This is a genomic window from Pseudacidovorax sp. DMC4, from assembly GCF_056314265.1.
Genome location: NZ_JBQUYR010000009.1, coordinates 95,958 through 121,143 on the forward strand (window position 1 = coordinate 95,958; position 25,186 = coordinate 121,143).

Consider the following 25,186-nt stretch of genomic DNA (forward strand, 5'->3'; position numbering starts at 1 on the left):
ATCATTCACGGTGCTGCAGCATCGACTGCTGTGGCTCCTGCCAGCCACGCGCCCTCCCCGTTGCGCCAGCCAAGCGAAACACGCAACGCAATCAGCTTCCGGAGGGAATCCCATGGCACAACACATCAAGAGCCGCAAACACGCGGTGCCGCGCAAAGCTGCGGGCTGGACCGGCGCCGCCGCCGCCACGCTCGTGGCCATCGCCGCGCCTGCGGGCGCGCAGACCGCCTCGTCCACCACCGATACCACCGCCAGCACCAGCACGCTGCGCGAAGTCCGCGTGGAGGGCGCCCGCGAGTCGTTCAAGGCCGACACCGTCTCCTCGCCCAAGTTCACGCAGCCGCTGGTCGACACGCCGCAGACCATCACTGTCATCAAGAAGGAAGTGCTGCAGGAGCAGGGTGCCAACACCCTGACCGAGGCGCTGCGCAACACGCCCGGCATCACCTTCCAGATGGGCGAGAACGGCAACACCTCGACCGGCGACGCCGTCTTCCTGCGCGGCTTCGACAGCTCCGGCAGCATCTTCGTGGACGGCGCGCGCGACGTCGGCACCGTCACGCGCGACATGTTCAACGTCGAGCAGGTCGAGGTGGTCAAGGGCCCGGCCAGCGCCGACATCGGCCGCACCGCGCCCACCGGCTACATCAACCTGGTGAGCAAGGTGCCGCAGGCCTCCAATTTCTTCGCTGGCAGCGTGAGCCTGGGTTCGGGCGACCAGAAGCGCGCGACCGCCGACATCAACCGCGTGCTCAACGCCGAGGGCACGATGGCCCTGCGCCTGAACGTGATGACGCAGGACAGCGGCGTGCCGGGCAGGGACGATGTCAAGAACAAGGGCTGGGCCATTGCGCCGTCCATCGCCTTCGGGCTGAACACGCCGACGCGGGTGATCCTGCAGTACCAGCACGTCAACCAGCGCAACAGGCCGGACGGCGGCATTCCCACCGTCGGCCTGAAGGGCTACTACCTGGACCAGTTGAAAGGCATCGGCGGCAATGGCCCGCAGCCCGACACCAGCAACTACTACGGCTGGCTGTCCGACCACGACAACGTGGACGCCGACATGTTCACGGCCCGGATCGAGCACGACTTCGACTCCGGCGTGAAGCTGCGCAACCTCACGCGCTGGGGCCGCACCGACCAGGACCTGGTTCTCACCGCCCCCTTCAGCAACGGGCTGCTGACGCCCTCGGTCACCAACCCGCTGACCTGGTCGACGCGGGTGCTGCCGCAGGGCAAGGGCCAGCGCAACGAGATCCTGACCAACCAGACCAACGTGACGGCCGAGGCCACCACGGGCAGCATCAGGCATTCGATCAGCGCTGGCCTGGAACTGGCGCGCGAGCAGCAGGACAACACCACGATGGCCGCCACCATCAATGCGGCCAACGGCGTGCGCACGGTGTCGGCCGGGACGGTGTCCTACCAGGCCTACAACAGCCTGTACATGCCGAACCCGTACCGCGCCTTCGTGCCCGTGCTGCCCACCGGCGCCACCACCGAAGGCACGACCAGCACGGCCGCGCTGTATGCCTTCGACACGCTCAAGTTCAACGAACAGTGGCAGCTCACGGGCGGCCTGCGCTGGGAGCATTACCGCACCCGCTTCACCAGCCTGGCCGCGCCGGTGAATGGTGTGCAGACGGCGCTCACGCAGGAGGGCTCGGACAACCTTCTGACCGGCAAGCTCGGCGTCGTCTACAAGCCGGCGGACAACGGCAGCGTCTACGCCGCCTATGCGACCGGCGCGCAGCCGCCGGGCGGCAACTTCAGCTTCCCCACGTCGCTGACCACCGCCAACGTCAACAACCTGAGCCTCGATCCGCAGAAATCCAAGACCTTCGAGCTCGGCACCAAATGGGATGTGCTGGACAGGCGCCTCGCACTGTCGGCCGCCGCCTTCCGCACCACGAACGAGAACGAACAGGTGCAGGTCGACACTTTCGGCAACTTCGAGCAGTACGGCAAGACGCGCGTGCAGGGCCTGGAGCTGAGCGCGGTCGGCCAGATCACGCCGGCCTGGCAGGTCATCGGCGGTCTGGCGCGCATCGACACCAAGATCCTCGAAGGCTCGCGTACCAGCACCACGCAGAACGGCGCACAGATCCGCTATTCGCCCAAGCTCACGGCCACGCTGTGGACGAGCTACAAGTTCCCCTTCGGCCTGACGGTCGGCGGCGGTGTGCGCTACGTGTCGACCCAGCAACGCTCCACCTCCACGGCGGCGATCACGCCCACCAGCTTCTTCCCCGAGGTGCCGAGCTACACCGTGTGGGATGCGATGGTGGGTTATGAGATCAACCGCAACGTCAGCATCCAGCTGAACCTGTACAACCTGGCCGACAAGTTCTACCTGGCGCGGGTGAACAACGGCGGCAACCGGCTGGTCATGGGTACGCCGCGCTCGGCACTGCTGAGCGCCAACTTCCGCTTCTGATCGCCTGCCGCCGCCTCAGGCGCGCAGTCCCCATCCACCCGGCCGCCTGGCCGGGTTTTTCGCTTGTCGAGGAGAACGACACCATGATGGTCCATGTCCCCGAAGTCCTGAACCCCGAGCAGGTGCGGCAGCTGCGTGCGGCGCTGGACGCCGCCGAGTGGATCGACGGCCGCGACTCGGCGGGCCCGCAGGGCGCGCGGGTCAAGAACAACCGGCAGCTCTCGGAGCAGTCGCCCGTCGCCCAGGAACTGGGCGGCGTGATCCGCGAGGCGCTGGCCCGGCATCCGCAATTCTTCTCGGCGGCCCTGCCTCTGCGGGTGGTGCCGCCGATGTTCAACCGCTACGAGGGCGGCGAGACCTATGGCCTGCATGTTGACGGCTCGGTGCGCTCCCTGCCGGGCGGCGGCGGACAGCTGCGCACGGACCTGTCGTGCACGCTCTTCCTGTGCGACCCACAGGACTACGACGGCGGCGAACTGGAGGTGGTCGACACCTACGGCACGCACGAGGTCAAGCTGCCCGCGGGAGACCTGGTGCTGTATCCGTCGAGCAGCCTGCACCGCGTGCAGCCGGTGACGCGCGGCGCGCGGGTGTGCTCCTTCTTCTGGCTGCAGAGCATGGTCCGCGACGACGCCCGCCGCGGACTGCTGTTCGAGCTGGACCAGAACATCCAGAGCCTGCGCGCCCGCCTCGGCGAGACCGACGAGACGGTGGCGCTGACCGGCACATACCACAACCTGCTGCGGATGTGGGCCGAGGTGTAGCTCACGCCCCATCGAAGACACCCTTCTTTGCAGTGAGGATAGAGATTGCGAATGCGAGAAATTCGTATTTATAATCGTCCAACTTCTTCCTCACAGCCAGCCAACTGCAGCCACCGCCATGATCGTCTGTGTATGCCGCCGAGTGTCGGACCGCGAGATCGTGCGGCATGCCCGTGCAGGCATGAGTTTCGACGAGATCCAATTCGAGCTCGGTGTGGCCACCCAGTGCGGCCGCTGCGAAACCTGTGCCCGCGACGTGGTGGCCCAATGCAGTGCGTCGCATCCGGTTGCCGCCCTTCACAGCGACATCGAACCCCGCGCGATCCAGCTTGCCACTGCCATCACGGAGAGCAAAGCATGGAATTCGTCGCAGCCCTCGTCGGCGGCCTGATCTTCGCCGGCTCGGTCTGGTGGGTACTGCGCCGCTAGATCCTCTTTTCTGATCTACGCTCACCGGCTCTGCATGCATGGCCGGGCTGTGTTTCTGGGTTGACCGTGTCGAGCCGCTTTTCCTCTCCCCCCTCTTCTCCCCTCGGCGTCTCCCGCACGACCTTGATCGTCGGCGGCGTGGTGCTCTTCCATGCCGCAGCGCTCTGGGCGCTGCAGAGCGGGCTCATCCGCAAGGCCGCCGAAGTGATCGTGCCGGTGGAGATCCTGGCGCAGATCATCGAGCCGCCCCGGCCGGCACCACCGCCGCCGCCCCCACCGCCGCCGCCCGCTCCACCGCAGAAGCAGGCACCCAAGCCTCCGCCCCGGCCGATTGCGATCCGGGAGCCCAAGCCGGTGCCGGCTCCCAACGCGCCCACCGGCGTGGTGGAGCCGCCGCCCGTCACCGCGCCGGCGCCCATGCCACCCGCGCCGCCGGCGCCTGCCGCCCCCGTCGCGCCACCTGCACCGGTCGCGCCGCCGGCACCGCGGCTGGTGGAGGTCACGCAGGGACAGACCACCTACGTGCGCGAACCACGCGCGACCTACCCGACCATGAGCCGCAAGCTCGGCGAGACGGGCACCGTGGTGGTGGCCGTCTATTTCAATGCCGACGGTATGGCCAAGCGGGCCGAGATCGCCAAGTCCAGCGGCTACGAGCGGCTGGACCAGGCCGCGCTGAGCGCGGCCATGACTGCGCAGGTGACGCCCTTCCGCCAGTTGGGCGGCGGCGACGCCCAGACGGTGTACCTGCTGCGCGCCCCCTTCAACTTCGTCCTGAACTGATCTTTTCGCTGGAGTATTTATGGATTCCCAATTTGGCCTGATGCACGTCTGGACGCAGGGCGACTTCGTCACCAAGGCCGTGGCCCTGCTGCTGCTGGGCATGTCCCTCGCATCGTGGATCGTCATCCTCGTCAAGGCGATCGACATCGTGCGCTACAAGCGCATGGCACGGCAGTCCGGCAACTTCTGGCACAGCGAGGATTTCGCCGCGGCGCTGGACAAGCTGGGCAAGGACGACAGCAACCCCTTTCGCGTACTCGCGCTCGAAGGCCGCGAGGCCGCCGCCCACCATCGCAACACCAAGGCGCACCTTCACGACGCGCTCGACGTGAGCGACTGGATCACTCGCTGCCTGCGCAATGCCATCGACGAATTCACGGCGCGCCTGCAGGGCGGCCTGGCCATCCTGGCGTCGGTGGGCTCGACGGCGCCCTTCATCGGCCTGTTCGGCACCGTCTGGGGCATCTACCACGCGCTGCTGGGCATCGGCACCGCGGGCCAGGCCACCATCGACAAGGTGGCCGGCCCGATCGGCGAAGCGCTGATCATGACGGCGCTGGGCCTGGCCGTGGCCATTCCTGCCGTGCTGGGCTACAACGCGCTGGTGCGCGGCAACAAGTTCGTGCTGAACAAGCTCAACAGCTTCGCCCACGACCTGCACGCCTACTTCGTCACAGGTGGCCGGGTGCAGGCCAGTGGCGAGGCGGCCACCATCCTGCCGCTCAAGAAGGGCTGATGCCATGGCCTTCGGAACCCAGGACGAAGCCGACGACGTGATGAACGAGATCAACATGACGCCCCTGGTGGACGTCATGCTGGTGTTGCTCATCATCTTCATCATCACCGTACCGGTGATGAAGCATGCGGTGAACATCGACCTGCCGCGCGCCACCAACGAGCGCGAGGAGACCAAGCCGCAGACCATCCAGCTGAGCGTGGCCGCCGATGGCAGCTACTTCTGGAACCAGGAAAAGATCGACGACGCGACGATGGTGTCGCGCCTGGCGGCCGAAGGCGCGCGCGATCCGCAGCCTGAACTGCACATCCGCGGCGACAAGGACGTGCGCTACGAACGCGTCGCCACGGCCATGGCCGCCGCCCAGAAGGCCGGCGTGCACAAGATCGGTTTCATCACCGATCCGACGCCGCAGTAACTTCCTGAGACCCGTGCGGAAGGCGGGCGCATCCTGAACGAGCCGGCAGCAGCCGGCTTTTTCTTTGGCACGCCTCCAAGAGCGACCCCTGCGGGCGGCCGCGCCGGGCCGAATCGAGCCGGCCGGACCCGCTGGCGGTTTGCCTTCAAAAAAACTCATGACGACGATTGCTTTTATAAGTGCGAATCGTTATCATTTGCTCATCCGCTTCACCGATCCGATTCGAAAGGTCCATCCCGTGCAAGCCCAGTCCTCGCATTCCCAGAAAGTGCTCAGCCATCCTTCGCTCGACCAGGGCGGCAGTGGCGCATCGGCACACATCACCCCCTCCCCGGCCCAACTGCTGCAAAGCAGCGAGCTGCTCAAGGGCCAGAAGACCATCGGTATCCTGCACAACGGCTCGCTCTATCGCCTACAGGCCACCAAACTCGGCAAGCTCATCCTGACCAAGTGATGCAGCGTCTGCCCCGACCGTTCATCGTGGGGCGACTCGAGGAGATCTGACTCTCCAAGGGTCGTTTTTGGCCAGCCAGTGTTCGACCAGCCACGCCTTTTTTTGCGCTGAACGCGTCTTGATGTCCAAACGAAAGCGCCCCGCCGGCATTGCCCGGCGGGGCGCTTTTCATGGGCGCGGCGGCCAAGGCCGCCGGCAGTCCTGTTAAAGGCCGATGGCCGCGATGCCCGCCTTGGCGATCTGCGCGTCCTCGTTGGACTTCACGCCGCTGACGCCCACCGCGCCAATCACCTGGCCGTCCTTGACGATCGGCACGCCACCTTCGAGCAGGCCGTCCACCGTGGGGGCCGACAGGAAGGCGGTGCGGCCGCCATTGATGATGTCTTCATAGACCTTGCTCTCACGACGACCGAGGGCGGCCGTGCGGGCCTTGGCCGGGCCGATGTGGGCCGACACGGGCGCGGCACCATCCAGGCGCTGCAGCCACAGCAGGTGGCCGCCGTCGTCGCAGATGGCAATGGTCACGGCCCATTGGTTCTTGACGGCTTCCGCTTCGGCAGCGGCGGCGATCTTCTTGACGTCTTCGAGTTCGAGAAAGTGCTTGGTCTTCATGGGGCCGAAGAATACAGGATGCGTCCCCTGCGCCCCGCACCCCCGTGCGCCTGCAAGACCCCATGGTTCCAAAGGGCGACGCGCCGTCCGGATATGCCGGCGCTGCCCTTGATCTTTCCTAGAATGACCTGCAACTGCCCGTCAAGCAGTCCCCTCAACCCTTTCAGGAGTTTTGCCATGAACGACAGAGCCCCCACCTTCGACACACCGGCCGGCTACGGCCAGGTGCTGCCCCAGGCAGAGCGCCACCGCGTTCTGCGCAATACCTACTGGCTGCTCGCGCTGAGCATGATTCCCACCGTACTGGGCGCTTGGCTCGGCGTGGCCACCGGCATCACAGCCGCGCTCACGGGCGGGCTCGGCCTGGTGGTCTTCCTGGCCGGTGCCTTCGGCTTCATGTTCGCCATCGAGAAGACCAAGAACTCGGCCGCTGGCGTGCCCGTGCTGCTGGGCTTCACCTTCTTCATGGGACTGATGCTGTCGCGGCTGATCGCGATGGTGCTGGGCTTCAAGAACGGCTCCGAGCTGGTGATGACCGCCTTCGCGGGCACGGCTGGCGTGTTCTTCGTGATGGCATCGCTGGCCACGGTGATCAAGCGGGACCTGAGCGGCATGGGCAAGTTCCTGTTCGTGGGCGTGCTGGTGCTCTTCGTCGGCTCGATCATCAATGTCTTCATCGGCTCCAGCGCCGGCATGATGGCGATCTCGGTCGCGGCCATCGGCATCTTCTCGGCCTACATGCTGTACGACCTGAAGCAGATCATCGACGGCGGCGAGACCAACTACATCAGCGCCACGCTCGCGCTCTATCTGGACGTGTTCAACGTCTTCCAGAGCCTGCTGGCCCTGCTGGGCATCTTCGGAGGCGAGCGCGACTGACGCCCGTCCGAGCGCACTGAAACGGAAAAAGGGGCCCACGCGGGCCCCTTTGCTTTTGGACGATCCGCCCCTCTCAATCTGCCAGGTCGAAGACGGCGATGGACTCGACGTGTGCGGTGTGCGGGAACATGTTCACCGCGCCGGCAAAGGTGCAGCGGTAGCCGCCCTGATGGACCAGCAGGCCCGCGTCGCGCGCCAGCGTGGCCGGGTTGCAGCTGACGTAGACGATGCGCCGGGGCGGCGTCCAGCCCCCGGTGCGCAGTTCAGGCTGCTGATGCAGGTCGGCCAGCGCCCTCACCAGCGCGAAGGCGCCCTCGCGCGGCGGATCGACCAGCCAGCGATCGGCATACCCGTCCGCCACCAACATCTCGGGCGTCATCTCGAACAGGTTGCGGGCGACGAAATCCGCCTTGCCCCAGGGCCGCTGCGCGGCCTGCCTGTTTTCGGCCGCGTTGTGACGGGCACGGGCCACCAGCGTCTCGCTGCCCTCGATGCCCAGGACTTCGCGTGCCTGGGTGGCCAGCGGCAGGGTGAAGTTGCCCAGGCCGCAGAACCAGTCGATCACGCGCTCCTCCGGCTTCACGTCGAGCAGGCGCAGGGCGCGGGAGACGAGCACCCGGTTGATGTGCGGATTGACCTGGGTGAAGTCGGTGGGCCGGAAGGGCATGGTGATGCCGAATTCAGGCAGTTCATAAGCCAGGTCAGGCACGGCCTCGTCGAGCAGGTGGACGGTGTCCGGCCCCTTGGGCTGCAGCCACCACTGCACACCGGGATGCGCCGCGGCAAAGGCGCGCAGGCGGTCCCCGTCGGTTCCACCCAGCGGCTCCAGGTGGCGCAGTACCAGGGCGATGACGCCAAGTCGGGTGGTGCCCGCGGCATCGCCGCAGGCCACCTCGATCTGGGGGCAGGTCAGCCGCGCGTCCATGGAATCGATCAGCCTGCGCAACGGCACGAGCATGTCGCTGACCGGCTTCGGCAGCACGGGGCAGATTTCCATGTCGGCCACGTAACGACTCTTGCGCTCATGGAAACCGATCAGGGTGGTGCCCTTCTTCTGCACGTAGCGCACCGACAGGCGGGCGCGGTAGCGGTAGTGCCAGGCCGGGCCCTCGATGGGCCGCAGCAGCGTGTCTGGCCGCACCTTGCCCAGGTGCCACAGGTTGTCTTCGAGGGCCCGCTGCTTCACAGCCACCTGGGCCGAGGCGTGCAGGTGCTGCATCTTGCAGCCACCGCAGGCGCCGGCGTGCAGGCCGAAATGCGGACAGCCCGGCCGCACGCGCAACGGCGACTCGCGCCGGATGTCGGTGAGCTGGCCCTGCTCCCAGTTGTTCTTCTTGCGGTGCACATTGGCCCGGACGATCTCGCCGGGCAGCGCGCCATCGATGAAGACGACCTTGCCGTCTTCCCGTCGGGCGACGCCCTGGGCCTCCAGGTCGAGCGATTCGACGGCGAGCCAGCCCGGCTCGAGCGCTGCACTGGCCGCCCGGTCGGGAGGCACGGGAAGGTCGAGGAGAGAGGAAGAAGCGACCGAGACGCCAGCGGGCACAGCGGCGTCGGCAGAAGCGGGGGACGTGGGGAGCGTGTCCTTGTTGTCGAGGGAATCCGTCATCCCCCGATTGTCGCCGGCCGCCCTGATGGGGACGGCCGGCGCATGCTCAAGGCCGCGCCGGCAGGTAGCGCGAGGGATCCACCGGCTTGCCCTGACGGCGGATCTCGAAGTGCAGCTTCACGCGGTCGGCGTCGCTGCTGCCCATCTCGGCGATCTTCTGGCCCTTCTGCACCGACTGGTCTTCCTTGACCAGCAATGCCTGGTTGTGCGCGTAGGCCGTGAGGAAGGTGTTGTTGTGCTTGAGGATGATCAGGTTGCCGTAGCCGCGCAGGCCGGCGCCGGCGTACACCACCTTGCCATCGGCCGCCGCCAGCACCGGATCGCCGGCGCGGCCGGCGATGTCCAAGCCCTTGTTCTTGGCATCGTCGAAGCCGGCGATCAAGGCGCCCTGGGCGGGCCAGATCCACCCCAGGTCATCCTCGCCGCCCGCGGCGGGCGGATTGCCCGCCGGCTTGGCAGGAGGCGTCGCGCCGGCCACCACCGGTGGGGGCACCGGAGTGGTCGTCGCCGGCGGCACGGCGCCTGCGCCCGAACCCGCGACGGCAGGCGGCGGCACCAGGGGCGCGCCCGCGACGGGAGGCACCACGCGCAGCACCTGACCCACTTCGATGCGGTCGGGGTTGTCAAGGTTGTTCCAGCGGACGATGTCCCGCCAGCTGTGTCCGGTATCCAGCGCGATGCGCCGCACGGTGTCGCCCGGGCGAACGGCGTAGTAACCCGGCTTGCCCAGGTTCTCGATGCCGGGCAGCGGCTTGCCGCTGGCGTCCGTGGTCGGCAGTCCCGACGCCGCCGGGCTCGCGGCGCCCACCCCACTCACGGGCGCGCGATCTTCCACCGGGGCCGGTCCACGCGAAGAGGCGCAACCCGCCAGCACGACGCAGGCCGCCGCAGCGCCCATCCAAGCCAGCCTGTGCCAGCGACCAGAACCCTGCATATGTCTTTCCTTCATGCAATTCCCGATTTTAGAGGCACGAAGTTGACGGCCTCAAGAAACCGGCGCTCAACCCCCCTGTTCGTTTTGTCAATGATGACAAGTGCTTGGCCCGCATTTCCAGACTGTACTGGAGCAACGATGCGCCCGCCCGGTGCCAGTTGGTCCAGCCAGGCCGCCGGCAGGTCGGCCCCACCCGCGGCCGCAATGATGCCCGCGTAGGGTGCGCCCGCCGGGTAGCCCTGCATGCCATCGCCCAGCAGCAGATGCACGGTGGCCAGCCGCAGGGGCCGCAGGTTGGCCCGCGCCTTCTCATGCAGGCCGCGCAGCCGCTCGATGCTGTAGACCTCGCGGGCCACGTGGCTGAGCACAGCGGCTTGGTAGCCGCAGCCGGTGCCGATCTCCAGCACCCGGCCCAGCCGTGCCTGCGGCTGGTCGGCCAGCGCCGGGGCCGCCAGCAACAGTTCGACCATCCGCGCCACGACGCTCGGCTTGGAGATGGTCTGTCCCAGGCCGATGGGCAGGCTGGTGTCCTCGTAGGCCTGCGCGGCCAGGGCGCCATCGACGAAGGCATGCCGCGCCACCGCGCCCATGGCCTGCAGCACGCGCTCGTCGGCGATGCCCTGCGCGGCCAGCCGACGCACCATGCGCTGACGGACCGCATCGGAGGCCATGGCCGGGGTGGCACTGAGTGGCGGCGGCGGAACCGCGGGCAGCTTGGCCCGCAGAGGTGTCGGCGCCGCTGGCGCGGGCGCGCGGTCGAGGGTGACGGGAAAGGTGGGACGGGAACGTGGAGGCTGCGGCACCGGGACTCCTGCGTCGGTCCGGCTCAGTCGCTGGCGTCGAGCCGGCGCACGGCCTCGCGCCACTCGCCCAGGCTGGCGTGGTCGGTCAGATCGATCTGCAGCGGCGTGACCGCCACATGGCCAGCGGCGGTGGCGTGGAAATCGGTCCCTTCACCGCTGTCCTTGGCGCCGCCCGCGCCGGCGATCCAGTACATGGTCTCGCCGCGGGGGCTCTGCTGGGTGATCACCTTCTCGGCCGCATGGCGGCGGCCCAAACGGCAGACCTTGATCGGCTTGAGGGACTCGGCCGGCAGGTTGGGAATGTTGACGTTCAGCAGCCACGCCGGCTGCTCGTGCATGCGCTCGCGCTGGATGCGCTCCACCAGCCGCCGGGCAGCCTGGGCGGCTGCGTCGACGTGGGCCCAGCCCTTCTCGGTCTGCGAGAAGGCGATTGCCGGGATGCCGAACAGGTAGGCCTCCATGGCCGCGCCGACGGTGCCCGAATAGATGGTGTCGTCCCCCATGTTGGCGCCGTTGTTGATGCCGGAGACGACCAGGTCGGGCCGGTAGTCCAGCAGGCCCTTGAGCGCGATGTGCACGCAGTCGGCCGGCGTGCCGGTGACGTAGCGGAAGCCATTGTGCGCACGGTGCACGTACAACGGCGCCGCCAGGGTCAGGGCGTTGGACTTGGCACTGTTGTTGTGCTCGGGGGCGATGACCTCGACATCGGCCACCTCGCGCAGCGCGTCGTGCAGGGCCACGATGCCGGGGGCCTGGTAGCCATCGTCGTTGGAGATGAGGATCTTCATGGGCGGCGGGATTTTAGGAGGCGAAGCCCCACGGGCACGGGGTCGCCGCAGAGACAAGAACGCCGCGAGGCGGCCCCCTATCATGCCTGCGCCTCAATGAAGACGGAGACTGATTCCATGCACGCATGGCTTTGCGAAAACCCGGTCGGCGTCGACGCGCTGACCTGGAAGGAATTGCCCACGCCGCAGCCCGGTCCGGGCGAAGTGCTGGTGGAAATCAAGGCGGCCAGCCTGAACTTTCCCGATCTGCTGATCGTGCAGAACAAATACCAGATGAAGCCGAAGCTGCCCTTCGTGCCCGGCTCCGAATATGCGGGCATCGTGAAGGCCGTCGGCGAAGGCGTCACCCACCTGAAGGTCGGCCAGCCCATTGCCTGCCTTTCCGGAACGGGCGGCTTCGGTACGCACACGCTGGCGCCGGCAGCCATGTGCATGCCGCTGCCGCCGCAATTCGACATGGTGGACGCGGCCGCCTTCATCATGATCTATGCGACTTCCTGGCACGCACTGATGGATCGCGCCGCGCTCAAGGCGGGTGAAACCGTGCTAGTGCTCGGCGCCGCAGGCGGCGTCGGCACCTCCGCCATCCAGATCGCCAAGGCGGCGGGCGCACGCGTCATTGCAGCGGCTTCCACCGACGAAAAATGCGCGCTGTGCAAAAGCATCGGTGCGGATGCGACCATCAATTACAGCCAGCATGCGCTGCCCCAGGGCTTCCGCGACGCCATCAAGGACGCCACCGATGGCAAGGGACCCGACGTGATTTACGACCCGGTGGGCGGCGATTTCGCCGAACCGGCATTTCGCTCCATCGCCTGGCGCGGACGCTATCTGGTGGTGGGATTTGCTTCGGGGCCCATTCCTTCGCTGCCGCTGAATCTCACGCTGCTCAAGGGCGCATCGCTGGTCGGTGTGTTCTGGGGCGATTTCGCGCGGCGCGAGCCCAAGGCCAATGCCCGAATGATGGGAGAACTGGCCGGCTGGTACGCCCAGGGCAAGATCAAGCCGGTGATCGACCGCACGATGCCGATGAACGAGTTGAAGGCGGCCTACGCCCACATGGGCTCGCGTGGGGTCAAGGGAAAGCTGGTGATGGTGAACCCATAGATCGGCGCCCCGTCAACAAAAATCCCGCGCAGCGCGCGGGATTTTTGTTTGTTCACGCTGCAGCAAGTGCAGCGGTGTATTGCTTACTTGACTTCGAACTCGTCCAGCGATTTGCCAGCGGCCAGCGCCTCGGTCACCCAGCGGGGCTTGCGACCGCGGCCACCCGACCAGGTTTCGCCGGTGGGGCTGCGGTATTTGACGACCGCGGCCGCCTTGGCCGGAGCGGCCGAAACGCTGCGCTTGGCGCCCGTAGCGGCGCCGCGGCCATTCAGCTTGAGGTCAGCAGCGGTAATGCCGTATTCGGCGATCTTCTTGCGAAGTTCTTCGATCACGCCAGCGCGCTCGTGGCTACGCAGTTCCTCGGCCTGACGGCGCAATTCCGCGATTTCCTGGTCCCGCTGCTGGATCTGCGCGGTGATCTCTGCCAAAGTTGCCATTGCTCGAATCCTTTGTATTGAGAAAGCAGTTCGCGAATTCTAATTCAAGAATTGAACGCCACAAGCCACGGCGGGCGCGCACGAATTGAATACCCCCGGACTACAAGGGTATTCGCATCCCAATAACGGCGTCGGTGCCGGGCACCCGCCCGGGCCCTCTCAGCGGGCCAGCCCCAACAGGCGATCCAGCAGAACAGGCTGCGCCAGCAATTCGGCCGCAGCGCCACGATGGACCACCGAACCATGGTCCAGCACCGCCGCCCGGTCCGAAATCGCGAGAATGGCTTGCGGATGCTGTTCCACGATGATGGCCGTCAGGCCTTCGTCGCGGGTCAGCCGGCGAATGGCGCGCAGCAATTCCTCCACGATGATTGGCGCCAGGCCTTCCAGCGGCTCATCCAGCAGCACCAGCCGCGGATTGAGCACCAGGGCGCGGCCCACGGCCAGCATCTGCTGCTCGCCGCCCGACAGCTGCGTGCCCAGGTTGCCCTTGCGCTCCGCCAGGCGCGGGAACATCTCGTAGACGCGCGCCGGCGTCCAGCGGCCGGGGCGCGCCACCGCCGTGAGGTTCTCGTGCACGGTGAGCGACTTGAAGATGTTGCGCTCCTGCGGCACCCAGCCGACGCCCGCCGCCGCACGGCGGTAGGCCGGCAGCGTGTGCAGCGGCTGGCCGCCCAGCAGGATGCGTCCGCCATGCTGGCGCGTGGCGCCGGCCAGGGTGTTGATCAGCGTGGTCTTGCCCGTGCCGTTGCGGCCGAGCAGCGCCAGCGTCTCGCCCTCCCCCAGCGACAGTGAGACATCGTTGAGAACCACGGCCTCGCCATAGCCGGCACTGAGGCCCTCGATCTGCAACAGCGCATTCGTCGGGCCGCTCATGCGTGCACCTCCGTCTGGCCCAGATAGACCTCGCGCACCCGCGGGTCGCCCGCGATCTCCTCGGGCGTGCCCTCGGTGAGCAGGGCGCCATTGACCAGCACGGTCATGCGTTTGGCAAAGCTGAAGACGAGATCCATGTCGTGTTCGATCAGCAGGACGGAGACATCGGCCGGCAGCGCGGCCACCGTCTGCAGCAGTTCCTCTCGCTCGCCGGCAGGCACGCCGGCCACCGGCTCGTCCAGCAGCAGCACACGCGGCTCGCAGGCCAGGGCGATGGCGATCTCCAGCAGGCGGCGCTTGCCGTAGGCCAGGTGACGCACTTCCGTGTGCGCCACATCGGCCAGGTGGAACTGGCTCAGCAGCTCACCGGCCCGCTCGGCCACCGCCGCATCGCGGCCCAGCGGCTGCCACCAGCGGGCGCCCTGCCCCCGGTGCTGCGCCACCACCAGGGCCAGCGTCTGCAGCGGCGTCATGCTGTCGAAGAGCTGATTGATCTGGAAGGTGCGCACCAATCCGCGCGTCACGCGCCGGTGCGGCGCCAGGCGGGTGATGTCCTCGCCCAGCAGCCGGATGCGCCCTTCGCTGGGCGTGAGCACGCCGGTGAGCTGGTTGATGAGCGTGGTCTTGCCGGCCCCATTGGGGCCGATGAGCGCATGGCGCGCGCCCTTGGCCAGGCGCATCGACACATGGTCGGTGGCGGTGATGCCGCCGAAGCGCATCACCAGCGACTCGGCCTCGAGCACGATCTCGGGAGTCTCGGGAGAGGTCGCCGTCATGCCGCACCTCCCTTCCGGAACCAGGTCCGCGGACGCAGCAGGCGCTCGCGCCCCACCAGCATCAGCAGCACCAGCAGCAGGCCGATCCAGAACATCCAGTACTGCGGCGTGACGCTGGAGAGCGTGTCCTGCAGCAGCTTGAAGACGATGGCGCCCGCCACCCCGCCATAGAGCCAGCCCACGCCGCCGATGACCAGCATCAGCAGCACGTCGGCCGAGCGGTCGAAGGCCAGCACATCGAGCGAGGCGAAGCCCGTGGTCTGTGCCAGCAGTGCGCCCGCAGCGCCAGCGACGGCAGCGGCGATGGTGTAGATCACCGACATGCGCGAGGTGACCGGAATGCCGATGGCCATGGCCCGCAGCCGGTTGTCGCGGATGGCCATCAGCGTGGCGCCGAAGGGCGAATGCACCAGCCGCCGCATGAGCAGGAAGAGCACCAGCGCCACCGCCAGCGAATACCAGGCCGCCACGCGGCCGTAGAGGTCGAAGTCGAACAGCCCGAGCACCGGGCCCATGACCACGCCCTGCAGGCCGTCGGCGCCCCCGGTCAGCCAGTCGAGCTTGTTGGCGAGTTCGAGCAGCAGCAGCGCCGTGCCGAGGGTCACCATCAGCCGCGTGAGGTCGCTGCCGCGCAGGATGGTCACGCTGGCGGCCAGGCCCAGCAGCGCGGCCAGGACGGTGGCGACCACCAGGCCCACGGTCGGGTCGGGCATGACCAGCTTGGCGAACAGCGCCGCGGCATAGGCGCCGAAGCCGAAGAAGGCCGCATGGCCCAGCGACACGATGCCGGTGTAGCCCAGCACCAGGTCCAGCGACATGGCGAACAGCGCCACGATCGCGATCTCGTTGACCATCAGCGCATGCTGCGGCAGCACCAGCGGCGCGGCGAAGGCCAGCGCCCAGAGCAGGAATTCCCACCAGCGCCAGCGTGCCTGGCCGAGCAGCGGAGCGCGCCAGTCGGCGCCAGTGTTGAGCGGGCCGGCCATCACTTGCCTCCTTTACGCGTGAACAGGCCTTGCGGGCGCCACATCAGGATCAGGATCATCAGCAGGTACACCGTGAAGGCGCCCATCTTGGGAATGAAGTACTTGCCCGCCACGTCGGCGATGCCCAGCAGCAGCGCCGCCGCCAGCGGGCCGGTGATGGACGAGGTGCCGCCCACGGCCACCACGATCAGGAAATAGATCATGTACTTGAGAGGGAAGGTTGGGTCCATGCCGAGCACCTCGGCGCCCAGCGCGCCGCCCAGGCCCGCCAGCCCCGAGCCGACCGCGAAGGTGGCCAGGAAGACCTGGTTCACGTTGATGCCCAGGCCGGCGGCCACGGTGGGATCGTCCACCGCTGCACGCAGGCGGCTGCCGAAGCGCGTGCGCGTGAGCACCAACTGCAGCACCACCGCCAGCACTGCGCACACCGCAATGATGAAGAGGCGGTAATGGCCCATGCCCAGCAGCAGGGCGCCATCGCCGACCTCCGTGCGGCCGCGCAGCCACTCGGGCAGCTGCAGGTTCTGCTGCGAGGAGCCCACGAAGTAGTCCAGGCCCGCGACCGCCATGAAGGCCAGGCCGATGGAGAACAACACCTGGTCCAGGTGCGGCTTGCCATACATCGGCCGGTAGAGGGTGCGCTCCAGCAGCGCGCCGATCAGCGCCGTCAGCACGAAGGCCAGCGGCAGGCACAGCAGAAAGGGCAGTCCCAGCTTCTGCATCGCATAGACCGTGATGTAGCCGCCCGCCATGGCGAAGGCGCCGTGCGCCAGGTTGATGAAGTTCATCAACCCCAGCGTCACCGCCAGCCCCACGGCGAGCACGAATAGCAGCATGCCGTAGGCAATGCCGTCGAACAGGATAGTCAGCATGAGCGCCGCATCGAGAGAGGAATGAGAGGGCGAGGCTGGGTGTACGGGAGGCGCCAAGCCGGCCAAGCCACAAGGAACAACATGGCCGAACACACGCGCTCGGCCTGCGGGAAAGCGGTCAATGGAAAGCGCAATCGCCGCGCACCCTAGAGTTCAAAAGAACCCGGTACCCCGCAAGACACCGTGGAACCGGCTTTGCCGGGCCACCGGTGTCGCCCCCGGCAGGGGGTTGGCGGAGCGGCCCTCAGGGCCGCGCAGCCTGGGGGCGAGCCAAGTTACTTGGCCTTGCCCGGGTCCTTGACGGCCTTGATGACGTCGAACTCCACGTTGTAAAGCGCCCCGTCCTTCTTCTCGACCTTGCGCAGGTACACGTCCTGCACGATGTCGCGGGTCTGCGCATCGATCAGCACCTGGCCCCGCGGGCTTTCGAAGATCTGGCCCTTCATCTTGTCCAGCAGCGCCGGGCCGTCGCCCTTGCCGCCGGTGGCCTTCAGGGCTTCATAGATCACGCGCATGCCGTCATAGCCGCCCACGGCCATGAAGTTGGGGCGCATGCCCTTGTTGGCCTTCTCGAAGGCCTCGACGAACTTCTTGTTCAGTGCCGACGGATGCGCCGCCGAGTAGTGGTGCGAAGTGACCACGCCCAGGGCGCCGTCGCCCATGTCGGCCAGTTGATCGTCATCCGTCACGTCGCCGGTGGCGATCAGCTTGATGCCGGCCTTGTCCATGCCGCGTTCGAGGAACTGCTTCATCACCGCCGCGCCCGCGCCGGAGGGCACGAAGACGAACAGTGCATCGGGCTTGGCGTCCCGCACCTTCTGCAGGAAGGGCGCGAAGTCGGGGTTGCGCAGCGGCACGCGCAGCTTCTCGATCACCTTGCCGCCGTTGAGCTGGAAGCGTTCGGTGAAGAACTTCTCGGCGTCGTTGCCCGGGCCGTAGTCGCTGACCAGCGAGACCACGCTCTTGATGCCGTTCTTGGGTGCCCAGTCGCCCATGGCCACCGACACCTGCGGCAGCGTGAAGCTGGAGCGCACGATGAAGGGCGAGGCCTCGGTGATGCTCGACGTGGCGGCAGCCATGACCACCTGCGGCGTCTTGCTCTGCGTGGCGATGGGCGCCACGGCCAGGGCCAGTGGCGTGAGGCCGAAGCCGGCCAGCACGTTGACCTTCTCGTTGACCACCAACTCCTGCGCCAGGCGCTTGCTCACGTCCGGCAGGCCGGTGTCGTCCTTGACGATCAGCTCGATCTTGCGGCCCGCCACGGTGTCGCCGTTCTGCGCCATGTACAGCCGGGCCGCGGCCTCGACCTGGCGGCCGGTGGAGGCCTGCTGGCCGGTCATCGGCAGGATGAGACCGATCTTGAAGGGCGTGCCCTGCGCCCAGGCCGGTGCACTGGCCAGTGCCGCGGCTGCGAGCGTGGCCTGGACGAACAATCGCTTTTGCATGAAGAAGTCTCCGTGGGTCAGAAAGAAGAAGAAGAAGAAGAAGAGAGGTCCGCAGCCACCGACTCGGGCCCGTGGGAACGGGCGGATCCGGGCACGGCACCGAACGCGCCGGCGATTGTGGACCGTGCCGTGCAGGACCGCATGGGAACAGACACCGAGACGGTACCTTTCATGGCCGGCGTCCTCCGCGGCCTCTCAGGCCGCGCGCGGCGCATCGGGGCGGATCAGGCCCACGCCCGGCAGGCGCTGACCCTCGCGGTCGCGCATCGCCGCGCGCAGGTTGCGCTGCGCAATGCGCGCGTGCTCGCGCACCAGCGCCTCGGCCCGGGCGCCCTCGCGGTGGCGGATGGCTTCGAGGATGGCGCGGTGGTGGTCCTGCGCCACGATGAACATGTCGCGCGCCTGCGGCGAATTGGCCTGCACCACCACGAAGCCCGAGGGCGAGGCGAAGGGCATCTGCACCACGCGATCCAGTTCACGCTGCAGCACGCTGCTGTCGGCCATCTGGCCCAGCAGGCGGTGGAAGCGCTGGTTGGCCTCGACGTAGCGCAGGAAGTCGGCGTCGTCCAGCCGCGGACGGGCCAGCACGGCGTCGATGTCGGCCAGGCTCTCGTCGGCCTGGGCCAGCAACGCCGAGGCCGCGCCGCGTTCGGCCGCTAGGCGAGCCATCAGGCCTTCGAGCGTGCCGCGCAGCTCGATGGCGTCGGACACCTCGCGCTCCGAAAAGGAACGCACCGCGAAGCCGCCATGCGGCAGGGCCTGCAGCAGGCCTTCCTGCTCCAGCCGGACCAGCGCCGTGCGGATCGGCGTACGGGAGATGCCCAGCTTCTCGACGATGGCCACCTCGCCCACGCGCTCGCCGGGCGGCAGCTCACCGGCCAGGATCATCTCGCGCAGCCGCAACTGCGCCCGCACGGCCTGTGAGGCACCCGCATCAGCGGCGTTGGAGAGTGCGGCTTCTGGCATGAGGCGGGAGTCTATCTGTATACATTGCGACAAAGATCAAGGCACTTATTCGTGGTTTTCCCTAGGTTTCACGCCATTTGAGCGGCATCTCTGTATACATCGCCAACATCGCTTTCCATAATCGCGCCATTCCCAAGCCGATTCCCGAGGACCCCCGATGTATCCCAAGAACGCCTGGTACGTGGCCTGTACCCCCGATGAGATCGCCCACAAGCCGCTCGGCCGCACCATCTGCGGCGAGCGCATCGTCTTCTACCGCGGCGAGGGTGGCCGCGTCGTCGCCCTCGAGGATTTCTGCCCCCACCGTGGCGCCCCTCTGTCGCTGGGCCAGGTGTGCGAAGGCAAGCTGGTCTGCGGCTACCACGGCCTGGTGATGGGCGAGGAAGGCAAGACCGTCTCCATGCCCGGCCAGCGCGTCGGCGGCTTTCCCTGCATCAAGCGCTTCGCGGTCGAGGAGCGCTATGGCTTCATCTGGGTGTGGCCCGGCGACCAGGCCCAGGCCGACACGGCCAAGATCCACCACCTGGAATGGGCGCAGAACCCCGACTGGGCCTACGGCGGCGGGCTGTACCACATCCAGGCCGACTACCGGCTCATGATCGACAACCTGATGGACCTGACGCACGAGACCTACGTGCACAGCACCAGCATCGGCCAGAAGGAGATCGACGAGACGCCGGTCACCACCAAGACCGAGGGCGAACAGGTCGTCACCAGCCGCTTCATGGACAACGTGATGGCGCCGCCCTTCTGGCAAGCCAACCTGCGCGGCAACGGCCTGCCCGACGACCAGCCGGTGGACCGCTGGCAGGTCTGCCGCTTCACGCCGCCCAGTCACGTGATGATCGAAGTGGGCGTGGCGCTGGCCGGCCATGGCGGCTACCACGCGCCGGCCGACAAGAAGGTCTACAGCATCGTGGTGGACTTCATCACGCCCGAGACCGAGACCTCGCACTGGTACTTCTGGGGCATGGCGCGCAACTTCAATGTCAAGGACGAGGCGCTCACCGCCCAGATCCGCGAGAACCAGGGCAAGGTCTTCGCCGAGGACACCGAGATGCTCGAAGCGCAGCAACGCTCGCTGCTGGCCCATCCGGCGCGCCGGCTGCTGATGCTCAACATCGACGCGGGCGGCGTGCAGTCGCGCCGCATCATCGACCGCCTGCTGGCCTCCGAGCGCGCCCCGGCGGCCGAGGCGGTGGCCGCATGACGTCGTTGCAGGTGCGCGTCCAGCGCAAGTCGCAGGAGGCCGAGGGCATCGTCGCGCTCGAACTGGTGAGCGCGGACGCGCGTCCGCTGCCGGGCTTCGGCGCCGGCTCCCACATCGATGTGCATTTGCCCAATGGGCTGGTGCGCCAGTACTCGCTGTGCAACAGCGCGGCCGAGCGCCATCGCTACCGCATCGCCGTGCTGCGCGAGCCCACCTCGCGCGGCGGCTCGGCGGCCGTGCACGACCTGGTCAAGGAAGGCGATGTGCTGACCATCAGCGCGCCGCGCAACCACTTCGCGCTGCACGACGCACCGCGCAGCCTGCTGCTGGCCGGCGGCATCGGCGTCACGCCCATCCTGTGCATGGCACAGCGCCTGGCCACCTGGGGCGCCGATTTCGAGATGCACTACTGCACGCGGTCGGCCGCCCGGACCGCCTTCCGTGACGAGATCGCCGCCAGCGCCTTCGCCGACAAGGTGCACCTGCACCATGACGACGGCGCCGAGGCGCAGAAGCTGCGCGTGGCCGAGTTGCTGAAGACGCCCGAGCCCGGCACGCAGATCTACGTCTGTGGTCCCGGCGGCTTCATCGACCATGTGGTGAACACCGCCAAGGCCAACGGCTGGCCGGCGCAACAGATCCACCTGGAGTACTTCGCCGCCGCCGCGCAGGACACCAGCGGCGACCAGCCCTTCGAGGTCAAGCTCACCAGCAGCGGCCAGACCTACCGCATCCCCAAGGACCAGACCATCGTGCAGGCCCTGCGCGCCGAGGGCGTGGAGATCATGGTCTCGTGCGAGCAGGGCGTGTGCGGCACCTGCATCACGCGCGTGCTGGAGGGCGTGCCCGACCACCGCGACTGCTACCTCACCGACGACGAGCGGGCGGCCAACGACCAGTTCACGCCCTGCTGCTCGCGGTCGAAGACGCCGCTGCTGGTGCTGGATCTTTGAAGCACCCGCGAAGCTGCTCCGCGGCCCTTTGATTCAAAGGGTCCAACGGCTACGATCCCCCGGCCGCCGCCTCACAAGGCGGCGTTCCTTTTTCACCTCTCAGGAGACACCATGCAACTGCCCGCCCGCTACGACCATGTCGGCAGCTTCCTGCGCCCGCAATACCTGCTGGAGGCCCGCGACAAAAAGGCCAAAGGCGAGATCGGCGCCGAGGCGCTGCGCGAGGTCGAGGACAAGGCCATCGCCGAGATCGTCAAGTTCCAGCAGGACGTCGGCCTCAAGAGCATCACCGATGGCGAGTTCCGCCGCACCTACTTCCACATCGACTTCCTGGAGCAGTTGGGCGGTGTCAAGACCGACATCCCGGTCACGGTCAAGAAGGCCGATGGCACCGAGGAGCTGGCCCCGCCGGTGATCCGCGTGGTCGACAAGGTGCGCCACGCCAAGGACATCCAGCGCGCCGATTTCGAATACCTCAAGGGCCAGGTGGCCGCCGGCTGCACGCCCAAGGTGACCATTCCCTCGCCCACGATGCTGCACTTCCGCGGCGGCCGTGCCGGCATCAGCAAGACGGCCTATCCCGAACTGGATCCGGCCTTCTACGACGACGTGGCCCAGGCCTATGGCGACGAGTTGCGCAGCCTGTACGACGCCGGCTGCCGCTACGTGCAGATGGACGACACCAACCTCGCCTACCTGTGCGACGAGAAGATGCGCGAGGCCGCCCGTCAGCGCGGCGACGACCCCAACGAGCTGCCGCACCGCTACGCCGGTTTCATCAACAAGGTGGTGGCCCACAAGCCCGAAGGCATGCTGCTGGCCATGCACCTGTGCCGCGGCAACTTCAAGAGCACCCATGCCGCCGCCGGCAACTACGAGCCCGTGGCCGAGGCCCTGCTGGCCGAGATGAACCTCGACGCCTTCTTCCTGGAGTACGACGACGACCGCTCCGGCGACTTCCGTCCGCTGCGCTTCCTGCCCAAGGGCAAGACCGTGGTGCTGGGCCTGGTGACCACCAAGTTCGGTGAGATGGAAAGCAAGGAGGACCTCAAGCGCCGCATCGACGAGGCCGCCAAGCACGCGCCGCTGGAGCAGCTGGCCCTGTCGCCGCAGTGCGGCTTCTCGTCCACCGTGCACGGCAACAACATCGCCGTCGAAGCGCAGCGGCAGAAGCTGCGCCTGGTCATCGAGACCGCTCAAGAGGTCTGGGGAAGCTGAGTCCGCGGCGGGCCGGGTATGCGAAGCTCGGCCCATGCTCCACTCCTTCGCGCCCTGGCTGCCCAGCATCTCCGAGCACTTCCTGGCCGTCGCCGTGGCCCTGCTCGTGTACGTGCTGACCACCCGCGGCCGACGCGAGCAGCGGGCGCCCACAGCCGCCATCGCCTGGGTCCTGGGCATGCTGCTGATGCCCTACATGGCGCTGCCTGCGTACCTGATGTTCGGCCAGCGCAAGCTGCGTCCCACCGTGCCGCCGCGGCCGGCGCGGGCCGCCCTGCCCGGCCACTGGGCGGCCGAGCTGCTGGACAGCTTCGGCCTGGCCCCGCCCAGCCGATGCGCTCTGCGCTTCCACGGTGACGGCGAGGCGGCACGCGAGGCGCTCTGGGCCGTGATCGATGCCGCCGAGCGGCGGCTGGACGTGTGCACATTCATCATCGGCAGCGACCCGCTGGGGCAGGCCGTGGTGGAGCGGCTCACCGCCCGCGCCCGGGCCGGCGTGCAGGTGCGGGTGCTGCTCGACGGCTTTGGCGCGCTGCAGCTGCCACGCCGTTACTTCGACGCGTTGCGCGCGGCCGGCGGTGAAGTCCGCGTGTTCCGCCCGCTGCTGCGCCTGCGGGCCGGCGGGCCGCGCAACCTGCGCAACCACCGCAAGCTCACCATCGCCGACGACCGGTGGCTCTGGAGCGGCGGGCGCAACCTGGCGGGCGAGTACTTCACCGGCAAGGGCGATGGCGAGCGCCCCTGGGTCGACCTCTCCTTCGACGTGCAGGGCGACGCCGCGGCGGCCGCGGCGCGGCAGTTCGCCCAGGACTGGGCCTCGGTCGACGACGAAGTCCCGCGCCCCGTGCCGCCCATCGAGGACGTGACCGACGGCCGACTGGTGCAGTTCCTGCCCAGCGGGCCCGACCAGGCCGAGGACACGGCCCAGTCGCTGCTGATCGGCGCCTGCTTCCGCGCCGAGCACCGCATCCTGGCGGTCTCGCCCTACTTCGTGCCGGGCGACGGACTGCGCGATGCGCTTCGGCTGGCGGCGCGGCGCGGCGTGCAGGTGACGCTGGCCATCCCGCAGCGCTCCAACCACCGCATGGCCGACTTCGTGCGCAGCCGCGCCATGCGCGACCTGGCGCGGGCTGGCGTGCAGTTCCGCATGCTGCCCTTCATGGCCCATGCCAAGGCCGTCGTGGTGGACGACGACCTGGCCTTGTGCGGCTCGATCAACCTCGACCTGCGCAGCCTGCTGCTCAACCACGAAGCGGCGACGGTGTTCTACGACCCGCAGGATGTGGCGTGGCTGTCGGACTGGGTGGAGGCGCTGGCCGCGGCGGGTCAACCCTATCGGCCGCGCAGGCCGGGCCTCGCACGCGACGTGGCCGAAGGCCTGCTGCTGACCATCGCTTTCCAGCTCTGAAAGCTCAGCGCCGCTTGTCGATCCTGCGCACGGCCTCGCGGTCGATCCGCGCATTCACGTAGCTCGCATTGCCCAGCCCCGTGCCGATGGTCAGCACGGCCCAGCGCTTGACGTCGCGCATGAAGGGCAGTTCCGACAGGCCCTGCACCACCGCGTCGTTGTGCATCAGCACCTGCGTGGGCTGGTGGCGGATCAGCGGCAGCCGCTCGCGCAGCTTGGTGGGCAGGTGGAAGGTGTCGGCCGCCCAGTCGCCCGGCAGGTTCTGCGCGCCGCGCGCGATCGTGCCGTCCTCGCGGATCAGTCCGGGGCAGGCGATGCCGATGAAAGGTGCCAGCCTGATCTTCTTGTGGTGCGCGAACGCGATGGCCTCTTCCAGCATCAGGGCCAGTTGCTCGACCAATGCGGCGCGGCTGGGCTTGTCGTCCGCATGCCGCCACTTCTCGCGCCACACCACGTCGGCGCGTGAGAGGTCCTCGGCCTTGTCGCGGCGGAAGCGCACCACGCCGCAGCGGACGTTGGTGCCGCCGATGTCGAGAGCCAGCAATGCGTCGTCATGCTCGACGAAATGGGCCGGGGCCAGATGCACCCAGCCGATCAAGCCGCCGTCGTCCACTTCGTGGCGCAGGCGGGCCAGCTGCACCGGCAGCTCCTGCACATGGCACAGGGCCGCGGCCTCCAGAATCGCGCGCTCGCCCGCGTCGCTTTCGGGAAATCCGCCGCCTACCACGATGCGCTGCACGCCCTTCCACGACTTCTGCCGCATGAAGCGCTGAATGACCTGCGTGAGGCCGATGGCGAACTCTTCGATGGCGCCATTGACCAGGTCGGCGCCCACGTTGGGCGAATCGGCCAGGGCCTTGTCGATGCGCTTCTTGCTCAGCTTGCGCGAGGGCAGCTTGCCGAAGGGATCGGCCTCACCGCGCTCGCGACAGCGGCGGCGCCAGTCGTCGAGCAGGTCGCGGAACGCACCCTGACTGGCGCGGTCTCCGATGAAGCCCTCGTCGTCCTTGACCTCCAGGTTGTAGCCCGCGATGCGCACCGAGGCCAGGTCCAGCATGCCGTGGTGGGCGCCGACCACGCTGGGCGGGTGATGCGGGCGGCTGCGGGTGGACGAGGGAGCGTCGCGGTCGGCGGTCTTTTTGGGCATCGGTGTGGGGGCAGTGGATGGGTCGATGCTGACGGCCAAAGGCCGGTGCGAGGGGGCGGCGGCGGCGGCAACGCGCATCGGCGGGAGGCGGCGATGGGCGTAGGAAGGCAGCCTGTGGCTGGGCGATGGGGTTGCT

At 67.9% G+C, this 25,186-nt stretch carries 26 protein-coding genes; 13 read left to right on the forward strand and 13 right to left on the reverse strand.

What is annotated here, in order from left to right; genetic code table 11:
* Positions 1-112: 112 nt before the first annotated feature.
* From ACT54X_RS17880 to hemP, 7 genes are all read left to right on the forward strand, one after another.
* The gene (locus tag ACT54X_RS17880; protein ID WP_294372557.1) at positions 113-2,440 is read left to right on the forward strand and encodes a catecholate siderophore receptor Fiu; all 2,328 of its coding nucleotides are present in this window, start codon (positions 113-115) and stop codon (positions 2,438-2,440) included.
* Positions 2,441-2,523: 83 nt separating this feature from the next.
* Complete coding sequence (locus ACT54X_RS17885; protein WP_294372559.1) at positions 2,524-3,204, forward strand: Fe2+-dependent dioxygenase; 681 nt, start codon at positions 2,524-2,526, stop codon at positions 3,202-3,204.
* 118 nt (positions 3,205-3,322) lie between these two features.
* Positions 3,323-3,595, forward strand: a complete 273-nt coding sequence (locus tag ACT54X_RS17890; RefSeq protein WP_043112580.1) for a (2Fe-2S)-binding protein — start codon at positions 3,323-3,325, stop codon at positions 3,593-3,595.
* A gap of 104 nt (positions 3,596-3,699) precedes the next feature.
* A complete protein-coding gene (locus ACT54X_RS17895) occupies positions 3,700-4,416 on the forward strand; it encodes an energy transducer TonB (protein WP_304306862.1) in 717 nt (238 codons plus the stop codon).
* Positions 4,417-4,435: 19 nt separating this feature from the next.
* Positions 4,436-5,152: a MotA/TolQ/ExbB proton channel family protein gene (locus tag ACT54X_RS17900; RefSeq protein ID WP_294372567.1), complete on the forward strand. Its 717-nt coding sequence runs from the start codon at positions 4,436-4,438 to the stop codon at positions 5,150-5,152.
* A gap of 4 nt (positions 5,153-5,156) precedes the next feature.
* Positions 5,157-5,570, forward strand: coding sequence for an ExbD/TolR family protein (locus ACT54X_RS17905; protein WP_294372571.1), 414 nt, complete (start codon positions 5,157-5,159; stop codon positions 5,568-5,570).
* Positions 5,571-5,838: 268 nt separating this feature from the next.
* A complete protein-coding gene (gene hemP / locus ACT54X_RS17910; protein WP_294372917.1) occupies positions 5,839-6,024 on the forward strand; it encodes a hemin uptake protein HemP in 186 nt (61 codons plus the stop codon).
* Between the two features lie 204 nt (positions 6,025-6,228).
* Here the strand turns inward: hemP and ACT54X_RS17915 are convergent, their stop codons facing one another.
* On the reverse strand, positions 6,229-6,636 hold the full coding sequence (locus tag ACT54X_RS17915) for a GlcG/HbpS family heme-binding protein (RefSeq protein ID WP_114802402.1): 408 nt from the start codon (positions 6,634-6,636) through the stop codon (positions 6,229-6,231).
* A gap of 177 nt (positions 6,637-6,813) precedes the next feature.
* Here ACT54X_RS17915 and ACT54X_RS17920 point away from each other — a divergent pair, with 177 nt between their 5' ends.
* Entirely contained in the window at positions 6,814-7,515 is a 702-nt protein-coding gene (locus tag ACT54X_RS17920) for a Bax inhibitor-1/YccA family protein (protein WP_017758510.1), read from the forward strand.
* A gap of 73 nt (positions 7,516-7,588) precedes the next feature.
* Here the strand turns inward: ACT54X_RS17920 and rlmD are convergent, their stop codons facing one another.
* The 4 genes from rlmD to surE are packed head-to-tail and all read right to left on the reverse strand — an operon-like array spanning position 7,589 to position 11,649.
* Positions 7,589-9,124, reverse strand: a complete 1,536-nt coding sequence (gene rlmD / locus ACT54X_RS17925) for a 23S rRNA (uracil(1939)-C(5))-methyltransferase RlmD (protein ID WP_294372578.1) — start codon at positions 9,122-9,124, stop codon at positions 7,589-7,591.
* A 46-nt stretch (positions 9,125-9,170) separates the two neighbouring features.
* Positions 9,171-10,058, reverse strand: a complete 888-nt coding sequence (locus ACT54X_RS17930; protein WP_294372584.1) for a peptidoglycan DD-metalloendopeptidase family protein — start codon at positions 10,056-10,058, stop codon at positions 9,171-9,173.
* Between the two features lie 11 nt (positions 10,059-10,069).
* The gene (locus tag ACT54X_RS17935; RefSeq protein WP_476347799.1) at positions 10,070-10,888 is read right to left on the reverse strand and encodes a protein-L-isoaspartate(D-aspartate) O-methyltransferase; all 819 of its coding nucleotides are present in this window, start codon (positions 10,886-10,888) and stop codon (positions 10,070-10,072) included.
* The gene (surE, locus tag ACT54X_RS17940; RefSeq protein ID WP_017758506.1) at positions 10,885-11,649 is read right to left on the reverse strand and encodes a 5'/3'-nucleotidase SurE; all 765 of its coding nucleotides are present in this window, start codon (positions 11,647-11,649) and stop codon (positions 10,885-10,887) included. The genes ACT54X_RS17935 and surE overlap by 4 nt, the downstream gene beginning before the upstream one ends.
* A gap of 117 nt (positions 11,650-11,766) precedes the next feature.
* Between surE and ACT54X_RS17945 the strand changes: the two genes are divergently transcribed.
* Positions 11,767-12,756, forward strand: a complete 990-nt coding sequence (locus ACT54X_RS17945; protein WP_294372588.1) for an NADPH:quinone oxidoreductase family protein — start codon at positions 11,767-11,769, stop codon at positions 12,754-12,756.
* Between the two features lie 83 nt (positions 12,757-12,839).
* Here the strand turns inward: ACT54X_RS17945 and ACT54X_RS17950 are convergent, their stop codons facing one another.
* From ACT54X_RS17950 to ACT54X_RS17980, 7 genes are all read right to left on the reverse strand, one after another.
* Complete coding sequence (locus tag ACT54X_RS17950; protein WP_017758504.1) at positions 12,840-13,193, reverse strand: H-NS histone family protein; 354 nt, start codon at positions 13,191-13,193, stop codon at positions 12,840-12,842.
* A gap of 159 nt (positions 13,194-13,352) precedes the next feature.
* Positions 13,353-14,069, reverse strand: a complete 717-nt coding sequence (locus tag ACT54X_RS17955) for an ABC transporter ATP-binding protein (protein WP_294372592.1) — start codon at positions 14,067-14,069, stop codon at positions 13,353-13,355.
* Positions 14,066-14,845 carry an ABC transporter ATP-binding protein gene (locus tag ACT54X_RS17960; protein ID WP_294372595.1) on the reverse strand — a complete coding sequence of 260 codons (780 nt, stop codon included), beginning with the start codon at positions 14,843-14,845 and terminating at the stop codon, positions 14,066-14,068. The genes ACT54X_RS17955 and ACT54X_RS17960 overlap by 4 nt, the downstream gene beginning before the upstream one ends.
* Positions 14,842-15,831, reverse strand: a complete 990-nt coding sequence (locus tag ACT54X_RS17965) for a branched-chain amino acid ABC transporter permease (protein WP_294372598.1) — start codon at positions 15,829-15,831, stop codon at positions 14,842-14,844. Before ACT54X_RS17965 ends, ACT54X_RS17960 begins: the two co-directional genes overlap by 4 nt.
* Positions 15,831-16,703 (reverse strand): branched-chain amino acid ABC transporter permease, encoded by an 873-nt coding sequence (locus ACT54X_RS17970; protein ID WP_294372601.1) that lies wholly within the window; start codon positions 16,701-16,703, stop codon positions 15,831-15,833. The genes ACT54X_RS17965 and ACT54X_RS17970 overlap by 1 nt, the downstream gene beginning before the upstream one ends.
* A gap of 275 nt (positions 16,704-16,978) precedes the next feature.
* Complete coding sequence (locus ACT54X_RS17975) at positions 16,979-18,148, reverse strand: ABC transporter substrate-binding protein (protein WP_294372604.1); 1,170 nt, start codon at positions 18,146-18,148, stop codon at positions 16,979-16,981.
* Between the two features lie 195 nt (positions 18,149-18,343).
* Positions 18,344-19,114 carry a GntR family transcriptional regulator gene (locus tag ACT54X_RS17980; RefSeq protein ID WP_294372608.1) on the reverse strand — a complete coding sequence of 257 codons (771 nt, stop codon included), beginning with the start codon at positions 19,112-19,114 and terminating at the stop codon, positions 18,344-18,346.
* Between the two features lie 157 nt (positions 19,115-19,271).
* Between ACT54X_RS17980 and ACT54X_RS17985 the strand changes: the two genes are divergently transcribed.
* The 4 genes from ACT54X_RS17985 to ACT54X_RS18000 all read left to right on the forward strand — a co-directional run bounded on the left by ACT54X_RS17985 (position 19,272) and on the right by ACT54X_RS18000 (position 23,903).
* Complete coding sequence (locus ACT54X_RS17985) at positions 19,272-20,324, forward strand: aromatic ring-hydroxylating dioxygenase subunit alpha (RefSeq protein ID WP_294372610.1); 1,053 nt, start codon at positions 19,272-19,274, stop codon at positions 20,322-20,324.
* Complete coding sequence (locus ACT54X_RS17990) at positions 20,321-21,277, forward strand: PDR/VanB family oxidoreductase (RefSeq protein ID WP_294372612.1); 957 nt, start codon at positions 20,321-20,323, stop codon at positions 21,275-21,277. Before ACT54X_RS17985 ends, ACT54X_RS17990 begins: the two co-directional genes overlap by 4 nt.
* 111 nt (positions 21,278-21,388) lie before the next feature.
* Positions 21,389-22,495 (forward strand): 5-methyltetrahydropteroyltriglutamate--homocysteine S-methyltransferase, encoded by a 1,107-nt coding sequence (locus ACT54X_RS17995; RefSeq protein ID WP_294372614.1) that lies wholly within the window; start codon positions 21,389-21,391, stop codon positions 22,493-22,495.
* Between the two features lie 34 nt (positions 22,496-22,529).
* Positions 22,530-23,903: a phospholipase D-like domain-containing protein gene (locus ACT54X_RS18000; protein WP_294372617.1), complete on the forward strand. Its 1,374-nt coding sequence runs from the start codon at positions 22,530-22,532 to the stop codon at positions 23,901-23,903.
* Between the two features lie 4 nt (positions 23,904-23,907).
* Here ACT54X_RS18000 and ACT54X_RS18005 read toward each other — a convergent pair whose 3' ends face one another.
* A complete protein-coding gene (locus ACT54X_RS18005; protein WP_294372620.1) occupies positions 23,908-25,050 on the reverse strand; it encodes an ROK family protein in 1,143 nt (380 codons plus the stop codon).
* Positions 25,051-25,186: the final 136 nt, after the last annotated feature.

Excerpts from the sequence above, each read along its gene's own strand:
- ACT54X_RS17880 (WP_294372557.1), top strand. The coding sequence starts at position 113 with ATGGCACAACACATCAAGAGCCGCAAACACGCGGTGCCGCGCAAAGCT.
- ACT54X_RS17885 (WP_294372559.1), top strand. The coding sequence starts at position 2,524 with ATGATGGTCCATGTCCCCGAAGTCCTGAACCCCGAGCAGGTGCGGCAG.
- ACT54X_RS17890 (WP_043112580.1), top strand. The coding sequence starts at position 3,323 with ATGATCGTCTGTGTATGCCGCCGAGTGTCGGACCGCGAGATCGTGCGG.
- ACT54X_RS17900 (WP_294372567.1), top strand. The coding sequence starts at position 4,436 with ATGGATTCCCAATTTGGCCTGATGCACGTCTGGACGCAGGGCGACTTC.
- ACT54X_RS17905 (WP_294372571.1), top strand. The coding sequence starts at position 5,157 with ATGGCCTTCGGAACCCAGGACGAAGCCGACGACGTGATGAACGAGATC.
- ACT54X_RS17915 (WP_114802402.1), bottom strand. The coding sequence starts at position 6,636 with ATGAAGACCAAGCACTTTCTCGAACTCGAAGACGTCAAGAAGATCGCC.
- ACT54X_RS17920 (WP_017758510.1), top strand. The coding sequence starts at position 6,814 with ATGAACGACAGAGCCCCCACCTTCGACACACCGGCCGGCTACGGCCAG.
- rlmD (WP_294372578.1), bottom strand. The coding sequence starts at position 9,124 with ATGACGGATTCCCTCGACAACAAGGACACGCTCCCCACGTCCCCCGCT.
- ACT54X_RS17930 (WP_294372584.1), bottom strand. The coding sequence starts at position 10,058 with ATGCAGGGTTCTGGTCGCTGGCACAGGCTGGCTTGGATGGGCGCTGCG.
- surE (WP_017758506.1), bottom strand. The coding sequence starts at position 11,649 with ATGAAGATCCTCATCTCCAACGACGATGGCTACCAGGCCCCCGGCATC.
- ACT54X_RS17945 (WP_294372588.1), top strand. The coding sequence starts at position 11,767 with ATGCACGCATGGCTTTGCGAAAACCCGGTCGGCGTCGACGCGCTGACC.
- ACT54X_RS17950 (WP_017758504.1), bottom strand. The coding sequence starts at position 13,193 with ATGGCAACTTTGGCAGAGATCACCGCGCAGATCCAGCAGCGGGACCAG.
- ACT54X_RS17955 (WP_294372592.1), bottom strand. The coding sequence starts at position 14,069 with ATGAGCGGCCCGACGAATGCGCTGTTGCAGATCGAGGGCCTCAGTGCC.
- ACT54X_RS17960 (WP_294372595.1), bottom strand. The coding sequence starts at position 14,845 with ATGACGGCGACCTCTCCCGAGACTCCCGAGATCGTGCTCGAGGCCGAG.
- ACT54X_RS17965 (WP_294372598.1), bottom strand. The coding sequence starts at position 15,831 with ATGGCCGGCCCGCTCAACACTGGCGCCGACTGGCGCGCTCCGCTGCTC.
- ACT54X_RS17970 (WP_294372601.1), bottom strand. The coding sequence starts at position 16,703 with ATGCTGACTATCCTGTTCGACGGCATTGCCTACGGCATGCTGCTATTC.
- ACT54X_RS17975 (WP_294372604.1), bottom strand. The coding sequence starts at position 18,148 with ATGCAAAAGCGATTGTTCGTCCAGGCCACGCTCGCAGCCGCGGCACTG.
- ACT54X_RS17980 (WP_294372608.1), bottom strand. The coding sequence starts at position 19,114 with ATGCCAGAAGCCGCACTCTCCAACGCCGCTGATGCGGGTGCCTCACAG.
- ACT54X_RS17985 (WP_294372610.1), top strand. The coding sequence starts at position 19,272 with ATGTATCCCAAGAACGCCTGGTACGTGGCCTGTACCCCCGATGAGATC.
- ACT54X_RS17990 (WP_294372612.1), top strand. The coding sequence starts at position 20,321 with ATGACGTCGTTGCAGGTGCGCGTCCAGCGCAAGTCGCAGGAGGCCGAG.
- ACT54X_RS17995 (WP_294372614.1), top strand. The coding sequence starts at position 21,389 with ATGCAACTGCCCGCCCGCTACGACCATGTCGGCAGCTTCCTGCGCCCG.
- ACT54X_RS18000 (WP_294372617.1), top strand. The coding sequence starts at position 22,530 with ATGCTCCACTCCTTCGCGCCCTGGCTGCCCAGCATCTCCGAGCACTTC.
- ACT54X_RS18005 (WP_294372620.1), bottom strand. The coding sequence starts at position 25,050 with ATGCCCAAAAAGACCGCCGACCGCGACGCTCCCTCGTCCACCCGCAGC.